This window comes from Nioella sp., assembly GCF_964229645.1.
Classification (GTDB): domain Bacteria; phylum Pseudomonadota; class Alphaproteobacteria; order Rhodobacterales; family Rhodobacteraceae; genus Nioella.
Window position 1 is genome coordinate 1 of the sequence record NZ_CAXREX010000104.1, and the last position, 9954, is coordinate 9954.

Below are 9954 nucleotides of genomic sequence, written 5' to 3' on the forward strand. Positions count from 1 at the left end.
GTCGACCAATTCCGTGGACCTCACCGGCGACGGAGTGCCAGAGGTGATCCTCGACGCCGAGTTCCTGCACTGCTCGACCATGGCCATGGCCCCCTATTGCGGGACCGGGGGCTGCGCTCTCTACGCGATCGTGGACGAAGAAGTGTTCGAGTGGCAGTCGCTTGGATGGCGGGTCATCGACTGGGACGGGGAACCGATCCTTCTGATCGGTCGCGACGGCGCCTGGTGCGGCGTCAGCAGCGCAGGTTTCTGTTTCGAGGCGCTTTATTGGAACGGCGATACCTTCCTGACGGTCATGCCGCCGCTGGAATAAGCCTTGACAGCACCACTTCGATCAGCCTTGGGCCGGGGGCGGCAAGGGCCTCGTCCAGCGCGGCCTCCATCTCGTCGATCGTTGTTGCACGGGTACCGGGAACGCCATGTCCCTCGGCCAGTGCCACCCAGTCGAGGGTTGGGTCTTCGACATCGAACATCGCCCGCGCGTTGCGGCCAACTTGCGTCACACCGAGATTGGCAAGCTCGCCATGCAGGATCTGGTATCCCCGGTTGGCAAACACGATCACCGTCACGTCGAGCCGTTCGCGCGCCATCGTCCAGAGCGATTGCAAAGTATACATGGCCGACCCGTCTCCGGTCAGCGCCAGCACCTTGCGGTCGGGGCAGGCAACAGCCGCCCCGGTGGCGCACGGCAGGCACTGGCCGATCGCGCCGCCCATGGTGATCAGCCAGTCATGATGCGGGCCGGTCCGCGTGGCGGTGGTGATCGGCGCGCCCGAGGTCACGGCCTCGTTCACCACGATGGCGTTCTCCGGCATCGCACGCGCGATCAACGCCCCCGCGCTGGTCGCCGTCAGGGCCCCTTCAGGGCGCTCTGGCAAGGCCAGTTCCACTGGCGCGACCGTTTCTGAATGCGCCCCGAGCCGATCCGCCAGCCCGTTCAGAACAAATGCCAGATCCATCGTCTCATCGGCCAGATCCTGCACGTGAATATCCGGCCGCGTGGGCACGGAAGGCTTGCCGGGATAGGCAAAGAAATTGACCGGCGCATGGGTGCCGCAGACCACGAGGCTGCGCACGCCTTTCAAGAGCTCTGCATTGGCATCGACGGGGTAGAGCAGTTGCTCGACCGGCGGCGTGCCCGCGCCGCGTTCCAGCCGCGGGCTATGGAGCGGGACCATCAGGCGGCAATCGGCGGCCTGGGCGATTTGCGCGCCGAGGCGCAGCAGCGGGCCGTGGGTGGCCTGTCCGCCCAGGAGCAGCGCCGCGCCATCGGCTTTCAGCGCCTCGGCCGCGGCATCGAGCTCAGCCGAGGACGGCCGGAAAAGGGCAGGAGGCTCAAGGGCTTGAACCGGCTCGGACCCGTCGCCCCAGGCGGTGTCGGCGGGCAGGACCAGGGTGGCGATGCGGCCGTTCGCGGACCGCGCCACGCGGACAGCTTCGGCCCCGTCGCGGGCCACGTCAGAAGCCGATAAACTGCTGCGAGTCCAATGACTTATCGTGCGGCTGATGCCTTCGGTGTCGCCTTTCAGGGGGCTTTCGAAAGCGAGGTGGTAGGTGGCGTGATCGCCCATGATGTTTACCATGCCGCTGCCGGCCTTGCGGGCGTTGTGCAGGTTGGAATAGGCGTTCCCGAAGCCCGGAGCGAGGTGCAGCATCGTCGCCGCGACGCGGCCCGACATGCGGAAATACCCATCCGCCGCGCCGGAGGTTCCGCCTTCGAAAAGGCAGAGAATACAACGCATTGCCGGGTTTTCATCCAGGGCCGCGACGAAATGCATCTCGGACGTGCCGGGGTTGGCAAAGCAGGTGTCCACACCGCTGGCCAGCAGGGTTTTGACAAGGGATTGAGCGCCGTTCATGGGGTCCTCCTGCGCGCCAGACAAGCACGGATGACCGGACCCGGAAACCCCGAAAAGAGGGGGGTGCCCCCCGTACACCCCCCGTGCAGACAAAACCGCGCCATTGACGGGATTTTAGGAAAATCCTGCCAGACTGCCCGGCACTTTCCCAAATCGAGGACCGGCCATGAACCTGGATGGCAAACCGCTGACCGCGAAGCAGCGGGAACATCACCACTACCTGATCGACGCGATGGCGCGCATCGACTACGACCTGCACAACCGCATCTTCATCAACCAGCGCGTGCCGAGCGACTGGGTGCGGATCGCGACCTCACCCAGCCCCGCGAAGAAGCGGGTGACGATAAGGGTGGATGAGGACGTGCTGAAATTCTTCCGCTCCATGGGGCCGGATTATGGCCCCCGGATGAATGACGTGCTGAAAGCCTTCATGCGGGCGCGGCTGATGGGGCTGCTGCACGGGGATGAGACCATCGACCAGTTCAAGGAACAGGAGAAGAGCGGGCCGCGCAAGCGACCGAAATGGGGCTGGACGGACCAGATGATGGAGGAAGGCGATGCGTGGCTCAAGGCGCGACGGGGGGAGGAGTGAGGGGGATGGTTGCCCCCCGCACAGCTTTGGTTGGGGCGGACGGCCCAGACCGGACCTCCATCGCAGTGCTATGCGCCGCTGTGCGGTTTTCGCATTCCTGCCATCTGGACACCGCGCAGCATCTTCGGTGAGCGGATGACAGCAGTGTGCCCATGGCTGCCGCCCAAAAACAGGTTGACCCAACTGCGGTGCATCACAATAGTGCGTGCGCAACGCGGAATTCATCGGACGGGTCTGCGGCCAGGAAGTAGGGAAAGGGACCACGATGGCAAACTTCACATATTCTTCTTGGGCTGCGTGGTCGGATGATGGCGCCTATCTCTACTATGGAAACGACGATGGTACGATCACGGATGTAGATGATGACGATCAGTTCGAGAGTGGCGATGCCGGCGGGAAGGAACCGAGGATTGGGATCGACAACCTGACGTATATCGGGACCATCGATTTTGGCGGGACACTCTACCCGGTCTTTCAGGATGACGATTTTGGAGACTACTGGATTTTCGCACAGGCCGATGATGAGTTGCCGACCTCCGACTTCGACCCGAATATAATCAATACCGGCGCTGTCTTTTCCTTCTGCTTTGCCGCGGGCACCCGGATCGCCACGCCCGGGGGCGGCACCATTGTCGAAGACCTGCAGATCGGCGATCCGATCCTGACCGCCGACGGACGCACGGTGCCGGTCAAATGGGTCGGGCGGCAGACGATCTTCACCCTGTTCCGGCCCGCCGAACGGCTGATGCCGGTGCGCTTTGCTGCGGGGTCTCTGGGTGCGGGGCTGCCGAGGTCTGACCTTACAGTCACCGCTGATCACGGGATGCTGGTCTATGGCGTGATCTGTCATGCCGGGGCGCTGGTGAACGGGGAGACGATCACGCGGGTTCCGCTGTCCGAGATGGCCGAGAGCTACACCGTCTATCACATCGAGACCGAGGAACACGAAATCATCCTCGCCAATGGTGCCCCCGCCGAGACCTTCATCGACAATGTCTCCCGCCGGGTTTTCGACAATTACGCAGAGTTCGAAGCGCTCTATGGCGACGTGCCGGAGATGGAAGAACTGCCCTATCCCCGCGCGATGAGCGCGCGGCAGGTTCCGGAGCGGATCAGAACAATGCTGGCTCGCGCCACCGCTGCTTGAGCAGATCGTGAAGCGGCATTGATCCCTAAGCTTGAACTTGGCGGACATTCACGCCCAGCGCAGCGAATGACCGCTTCCCGCCCACAACACAAAAAAACACCGGCCAACTCGCGCTGGCCGGTGCTCCAAATCCGTAAGGTGACCCGCCCTCAGTAGCGGTAATGTTCCGGCTTGAAGGGGCCTTCCTGCGGGACGCCGATATAGTCGGCCTGGTCCTTGGCCAGTTCGGTCAGCTTGGCGCCGATCTTGGCGAGGTGCAGGCGGGCGACCTTTTCGTCCAGCTTCTTGGGCAGGACGTAGACCTTGTTCTCGTACTCGTCGCCACGGGTCCAGAGCTCGATCTGCGCCAGCGTCTGGTTGGTGAAGCTGGCCGACATCACGAAGGACGGGTGGCCGGTGGCGTTGCCGAGGTTCAGCAGGCGGCCTTCGGACAGCAGGATGATCTTGTTGCCCGAGGGCATCTCGATCATGTCCACCTGGTCCTTGATGTTGGTCCACTTGTGGTTCTTCAGCGCCGCGACCTGGATCTCGTTGTCGAAATGGCCGATATTGCCGACGATGGCCATGTTCTTCATCTCGCGCATATGCTCGATGCGGATCACGTCCTTGTTGCCGGTGGTGGTGATGAAGATGTCGGCGGAGGCGACCTCGTCTTCCAACGTGGTCACTTCGAACCCGTCCATGGCGGCCTGAAGCGCGCAGTTCGGGTCCACTTCGGTCACCTTCACGCGGGCGCCCGCGCCGCGAAGCGAGGCGGCAGAGCCCGTGCCCACATCGCCGTAGCCGCAGACCACGGCGACCTTGCCGGCCATCATGGTGTCGGTGGCGCGGCGGATGCCGTCGACGAGCGATTCCTTGCAGCCATACTTGTTGTCGAACTTCGACTTGGTGACCGAGTCGTTCACGTTGATGGCAGGGAAGGGCAGGTGGCCTTTCTCCATCATCTGGTAGAGACGGTGCACGCCGGTGGTGGTTTCCTCGGTCACGCCCTGGATCATGTGGCGCTGCTTGGTGAACCAGCCGGGCGAGGCGGCGAGACGCTTCTTGATCTGGGCGAAGAGGGCGACCTCTTCTTCCGAGGTGGGCATCTCGATCAGGTCGGTTTCGCCTTCCTCGACGCGGGCGCCGAGCAGGATGTAGAGCGTGGCGTCGCCACCGTCATCGAGGATCATGTTGCAGCCGCCCTCTTCGAACATGAAGATGCGGTCGGCGTAGTCCCAGTATTCCTCCAGCGTTTCGCCCTTGATGGCGAAGACCGGGATGCCCGCGGCGGCGATGGCGGCGGCGGCGTGGTCCTGGGTGGAGAAGATGTTGCAGCTGGCCCAACGGACCTCGGCGCCGAGATGCACGAGGGTTTCGATCAGCACGGCGGTCTGGATCGTCATGTGCAGCGAGCCCGCGATGCGCGCGCCCTTGAGCGGCTTGGAGGTGCCGTAGTCCTCGCGCAGGGCCATCAGGCCCGGCATCTCGGTTTCGGCGATGTCGAGTTCCTTGCGGCCGAATTCGGCCAGCGCGATATCCTTGACGATGTAATCGGACATTGAGGGCTCCTGCAGGGCGTCAAATCTGGTTTGGCGCCACATAGCAGGCGAGGACGTGCGGGACAATGGGCAGGCCCCGACGAAAAAGGGCCGCGCTTGTGGCGCGGCCCGGTGATGAAATGATGTCTTCTGTTCCGGGGTTACTTGGACCCCTTGCCACCGCCGCCCTTGGGCGAGGTGCCGGCCCCGGTCGGGGTGCCGCCCTTGTCGGACATGCTGCCTTGGGTTGCTGCGGGTCCTTTGGCGGTCTGATCCTTGCGCGCGGGGGCGTTCTCGGGGGTATCTTCCTTGGGCATAAACTATCTCCTCCAGTAAGCGTTAATAGTTGAAGGCTACGCGTTCTTCCCCGAATCCACCAAGAAGATTCTGGCCGGGCCCGGGCCTGCCGGGCCGGGTTTGGCCGAAAATGGCTGATGCAGGCATTGAATTTCCCCTGTCGGGCAGGTCATCTGGGGCGCGTGCAACCAAGAGGCGGGCGGATGGCCGGATCGACACCAAGGGCATGGCAACGGATGTTGTCGGGGCGCAGGCTGGACCTGCTGGACCCGACCCCGGTGGATATCGAGATCGAGGACATTGCCCACGGGCTGGCCTTCGTGGCGCGCTGGAATGGGCAGACCGAGGGGGACTTCCCCTACTCGGTGGCGGAACACTCAATTCTTGTAGAAGAAATCTTCCGCCGGGTAGACCCCTCCGCCCCGGCGAAATGGCGGCTCGCGGCGCTACTGCATGACGCGCCCGAATACGTCATCGGAGACATGATCAGCCCGGTGAAGGCTGCCGTCGGACCCGGTTACGGGGAGCTGGACGCGCGACTGACGGCAGCAATCCACCTGCGCTTCGGCCTGCCCGCGACCTTGCCCAAGACGGTCAAGGCCAGGATCAAGCGGGCCGACAAGGTGTCGGCCTGGCTGGAGGCGACACAGCTTGCGGGGTTCTCGGTGGCGGAGGCGGACAAGTTCTTCGGACGGCCCAACCCGGCCCTGACCGAGGGGCTGCGGCTGCATCTTCGCCCCCCGGCAGAGGTGCGGGCGGATTACACCGCCCGGCACGCTGACTTGATGGCTCAGCTATAATCAGAACCTATTGGATTTCGGGCCGGTCACGGTCTCGCCTGTGGCGGGCGCGCAGGGTTTCCTGCTTGGCTCGCCGGGTGCGATAGTCATCCTGCTGGCGCAGCCAGTGATCGGGCGCATCCCATGTATCAAGGCGGGTAGCTGTGCGAAAGCTGCGGGAAAGGATCGAGATCATCTGCGAATACTCCTGTGGAAACACGATGATCAGAGCCTAGGGGCTTGCGCCGGGCCCCGCGAGTCAGCAATATCTACAACATGTAAGTATGGCTAACAGAATGGATTGGCGGGACATCCCCTCCCTATCGGCCTTGAAAGCCTTTGAAGCCGCGGCGCGGCTTGGCAGCTTCTCGGCCGCTGCGCGCGAGCTGAACGTCACCCATGCGGCGATTGCGCAGCATGTGCGCGCCCTGGAAAGCCATTTCGGCCAGGCCTTGATGGACCGCGACGGGCGCGCCATGCGGGCCACGGGGGCGGGGCGGCGGCTGGCGCAGGACCTGGGCGAGGGCTTTGGCACCATTGCCGCCGGGGTGCGCGCGCTGGTGCAGGCGCGATCGGATCGGCCCGTCGCCCTGACGACGACGCAAAACTTCGCGGAAAACTGGCTGGCCCCGCGCCTGTCGGCGTTCTGGCAGGCCCATCCCGACCTGCCGGTCACGGTGGCCCCCGACAACCGCGTGGTGGACCTGCGCCGCGAGGGGTTCGACCTGGCGATCCGCTATGGCGAGGGGCGCTGGCCGGGGCTGGAGGCCAGGCTGCTGACGCGCGGGCACCGGGTGGTGGTGGCCCATCCCGACATCGCCGCGCGCCTTCCCATCGACTATTCGGCGACCTCGGACCGGGCCATTCACGCGCTGATGGACCTGCCCTGGCTGCCCGACCCGACCGATATGGAAATGGCCACCTGGTTGCGCGCCCTGGGTGCGGATCCGGACAAGGCGCGGATCACCCGGCTGGAAACCAATGGGCTTGCCCTGGCGGCGGTGCGCTCGGGCGCGGGAATCAGCCGTCAGCCGCTGGCGGTGGTGGAACGCGACCTGGAAAATGGGCGGCTGGTGGCGCTGCTGGAAGAGCCCGATTCCGCCCTTGGCTATTACGCGGTCTGGAGCCCGGCCACGATCAGCCCGCGCGCGCGGGTGGTGCTGCGCTGGTTGCAGGCACAGGTTTAGCGGAAGAAACAGGTGGTGCCCGACCACAGGGCCGAGATTTCCGGGCTGCCGTCTTCAACCAGCGCCCAGACCCCGTTGCGCTCGAACTCGCGCCCAAGCGTGGTCTCTTCCATCGCGACGGCGGGGGGCAGCTGCCCGACGGCGAGAGGGCCCGCAGTGGCTAGCCCCGGTTCCGTCACGACCCATCCGGTGAAATCGCCCTGGGTGAAGTTCAGCGTCAGCCCGTTCGGCCAATAGGCGGCGGTGACCAGCCCGGCCCCGCATTCGGGGTTACGGGTGATGTCGGCGGGGGGCTGGCCCAGAAGCCGCGTGACCGCGTCGATGACGCCATCCTGCGCGCGCCCGAAATCGATCCGCAGATCGGTGCCCGCCGGTTGCAGGCCCTCTCCGTCAGGGGTCAGGCCACGGGGGGCGGGGGATTCGGGCGCAGGGGAGGTCGCAAGCGTGCAGCCCGCGACCAGGGCACTGGCGAGAAGAACCGCGAGCCGCATCCGCTCAGCGCGGGCTGCGCTTGGCGAGGATACGCTGCAGCGTGCGGCGGTGCATGTTCAGCCGCCGGGCGGTTTCGCTGACATTGCGGTCGCACAGCTCGTAGACGCGCTGGATATGTTCCCAACGGACGCGATCCGCGCTCATCGGGTTTTCCGGCGGCGGCGGCATGTCGTCTTCCTCGGCCAGAAGCGCGGCGGTGATGTCGTTGGCGTCGGCAGGCTTCGACAGGTAGTCGGTGGCCCCGATCTTGACCGCGGCAACGGCCGTGGCGATGGCCCCGTAGCCCGTCAGAACGACGATGCGGCTGTCGGGGCGCTTTTCACGCAGGGCCTCGACCACGTCGAGCCCGTTGCCATCTTCGAGCCGAAGATCGACCACCGCGTAGGCCGGGGGGCGGGCGGTGGCGATGGCCTTGCCGGCCGCGACAGAGCCTGCGGCCTCGACCTCGAAACCGCGCTTTTCCATCGCGCGCTGAAGCCGGCGCAGGAACGGTTCGTCGTCATCGACGAGCAGCAGGGATTTATCGGGTCCGATATCGCGCAGCGTGCGTTCCGTCGCCATGCAAGCCATCCTCTTCGCAATTTTCTTTCATATATGGCCAAAGCCGCGCAATGGTCAAACAGATCGCGGTCAGGAGGCGGCATCCATGAAGCAGGCGACGCGGCTGGCCATCTCCTCGGGGCTGTCATCGCGGCGGAAGAACTCGACGAAACCATGCTCGGGCAGGACGAGATAGGTGAAGGTCGAGTGGTCCACGAGGTAGTAACCGTCGGCGTCGGGTTCCTGGTGGTTGAAATAGGTCCGGTAGGCCTGCGAGGCGGCGGTGGTCTGTTCCAGCGAACCGGTCAGCCCGATCATGCGCGGGTGCATGTTGTCGGTGAAATCGGCCAGGAGCTCGGGCGTGTCGCGCTCGGGGTCGATCGAGACGAAGACGGGCGTGACCATGCGCCCTTGCTCTTCGAGAATCTCGACGGCGATGGCGTTGCGGGCATTGTCCATCGGGCAGACATCGGGACAGAAGGTGTAGCCGAAATAGATCAGCGTGGGCGCAGTTATGATATCGGCGTCGGTCACGGTCTGCCCGGTTTCCGACACCAGTTCGAACGGGCCGCCGATATTGCCGGGCCCGCCCGCAACCTGCGTTGCGCGGCACTGGGCGAAGAGATCGTCACCCTGGTTGGCGCGGCCCAGGAGGATCGACACCCCGATCCCCCCCAGAAGGGCGGCGGTCAGGGCAAGGGCGCTGGCGGCATAGATGCGGTTCATGGCTTTCCCCTTTACGGACGGACCGTTGATCGTTGAAATCGAGATGTCTATCAATTCACGACTGCTCAACTGTGACCAAACGCCCCCGTGGCAGACAGGACGCCGCCGATGCCCACAAGCCTCGACCAGACCGAGACCCTGCTGACGCGGGACCTGCGCAGCGACTGGGTTCGGCTGCGCACGTTGCTGGTGCTGCGCTGGCTGGCGATCCTGGGGCAGACGACTGCCGTGGTGGTGGCGAGCTTCTTCCTGGGGCTGCGGGTGGAACTGGGCCTGTGCTTCCTGGCCATCGGCACCTCGGTCCTGTCCAACATGATCGCGATGACGGTCTTTCCGCCCAACACGCGGCTGGCCGACTGGGACGCGATGCTGACGCTGCTTTTCGACCTGACGCAGCTGTCCTTCCTGCTGTTCCTGACCGGCGGGCTGAACAACCCCTTCGCGCTGCTGATCCTTGCGCCGGTGACGATCTCTGCCACCGCGCTGACCCTGCGCTCGACCCTTCTGCTGGGGTTGGCGGCGATCGTGCTGATCTCGCTCGTTGCCTTTTACCATGTGCCCTTGCAAACCCGCGAGGGCGAGGCAATCGAGTTGCCGTTCCTGTTCCTGGCCGGGTTCTGGTCGGCCATCGTCATCGGGATCGTCTTCCTGTCGGCCTATGCGCGGCGGGTCACGCTGGAAATCCACACCATGAGCCAGGCCTTGCTGGCCACGCAGGAAGCGCTGGCGCGCGAGCAGAAGCTGACCGACCTTGGCGGCGTGGTCGCGGCAGCGGCGCATGAACTGGGCACGCCCCTGGCCACGATCAAGCTGGT

Annotated in this window: 12 protein-coding genes and 1 pseudogene; 6 read left to right on the plus strand and 7 right to left on the minus strand. The window is 64.9% G+C overall.

The window, feature by feature from the left end; translation table 11 throughout:
- Positions 1-313 (plus strand): hypothetical protein (locus ACEQXV_RS07205; RefSeq protein ID WP_370268513.1); only part of this gene is annotated, 313 nt, incomplete at its 5' end.
- Here the strand turns inward: ACEQXV_RS07205 and ACEQXV_RS07210 are convergent.
- The gene (locus ACEQXV_RS07210) at positions 294-1859 is read right to left on the minus strand and encodes an acetolactate synthase large subunit (RefSeq protein ID WP_370268514.1); all 1566 of its coding nucleotides are present in this window, start codon (positions 1857-1859) and stop codon (positions 294-296) included. The genes ACEQXV_RS07205 and ACEQXV_RS07210 overlap by 20 nt on opposite strands.
- 166 nt (positions 1860-2025) lie before the next feature.
- Between ACEQXV_RS07210 and ACEQXV_RS07215 the strand changes: the two genes are divergently transcribed.
- Positions 2026-2451, plus strand: a complete 426-nt coding sequence (locus ACEQXV_RS07215) for a BrnA antitoxin family protein (protein WP_370254942.1) — start codon at positions 2026-2028, stop codon at positions 2449-2451.
- Positions 2452-2716: 265 nt separating this feature from the next.
- Positions 2717-3598 (plus strand): Hint domain-containing protein, encoded by an 882-nt coding sequence (locus ACEQXV_RS07220; RefSeq protein WP_370254943.1) that lies wholly within the window; start codon positions 2717-2719, stop codon positions 3596-3598.
- A gap of 149 nt (positions 3599-3747) precedes the next feature.
- Here the strand turns inward: ACEQXV_RS07220 and ahcY are convergent, their stop codons facing one another.
- Positions 3748-5139: an adenosylhomocysteinase gene (gene ahcY, locus ACEQXV_RS07225; RefSeq protein WP_370268515.1), complete on the minus strand. Its 1392-nt coding sequence runs from the start codon at positions 5137-5139 to the stop codon at positions 3748-3750.
- Between the two features lie 140 nt (positions 5140-5279).
- On the minus strand, positions 5280-5435 hold the full coding sequence (locus tag ACEQXV_RS07230; RefSeq protein ID WP_370253620.1) for a hypothetical protein: 156 nt from the start codon (positions 5433-5435) through the stop codon (positions 5280-5282).
- Positions 5436-5618: 183 nt separating this feature from the next.
- On the opposite strand from ACEQXV_RS07230, the gene ACEQXV_RS07235 reads away from it, so the two are divergent.
- The gene (locus ACEQXV_RS07235) at positions 5619-6215 is read left to right on the plus strand and encodes an HD domain-containing protein (RefSeq protein WP_370268517.1); all 597 of its coding nucleotides are present in this window, start codon (positions 5619-5621) and stop codon (positions 6213-6215) included.
- Between the two features lie 7 nt (positions 6216-6222).
- Here the strand turns inward: ACEQXV_RS07235 and ACEQXV_RS07240 are convergent, their stop codons facing one another.
- Positions 6223-6390, minus strand: coding sequence for a hypothetical protein (locus tag ACEQXV_RS07240; protein ID WP_370253617.1), 168 nt, complete (start codon positions 6388-6390; stop codon positions 6223-6225).
- A 100-nt stretch (positions 6391-6490) separates the two neighbouring features.
- Here ACEQXV_RS07240 and ACEQXV_RS07245 point away from each other — a divergent pair, with 100 nt between their 5' ends.
- Positions 6491-7381 carry a LysR family transcriptional regulator gene (locus ACEQXV_RS07245; protein ID WP_372525421.1) on the plus strand — a complete coding sequence of 297 codons (891 nt, stop codon included), beginning with the start codon at positions 6491-6493 and terminating at the stop codon, positions 7379-7381.
- On the opposite strand, the gene ACEQXV_RS07250 is transcribed toward ACEQXV_RS07245, so the two are convergent.
- From ACEQXV_RS07250 to ACEQXV_RS07260, 3 genes are all read right to left on the minus strand, one after another.
- Positions 7378-7872, minus strand: coding sequence for a hypothetical protein (locus ACEQXV_RS07250; RefSeq protein ID WP_370268521.1), 495 nt, complete (start codon positions 7870-7872; stop codon positions 7378-7380). The two genes, ACEQXV_RS07245 and ACEQXV_RS07250, sit on opposite strands and share 4 nt — an antisense overlap.
- A 4-nt stretch (positions 7873-7876) precedes the next feature.
- Positions 7877-8434 (minus strand): ActR/PrrA/RegA family redox response regulator transcription factor, encoded by a 558-nt coding sequence (locus ACEQXV_RS07255; RefSeq protein ID WP_370253613.1) that lies wholly within the window; start codon positions 8432-8434, stop codon positions 7877-7879.
- Positions 8435-8503: 69 nt separating this feature from the next.
- Positions 8504-9139 (minus strand): SCO family protein, encoded by a 636-nt coding sequence (locus ACEQXV_RS07260; RefSeq protein WP_370268522.1) that lies wholly within the window; start codon positions 9137-9139, stop codon positions 8504-8506.
- Positions 9140-9247: 108 nt separating this feature from the next.
- Between ACEQXV_RS07260 and ACEQXV_RS07265 the strand changes: the two are divergent.
- Positions 9248-9954, plus strand: a pseudogene (locus tag ACEQXV_RS07265) (sensor histidine kinase); the annotation flags it as partial.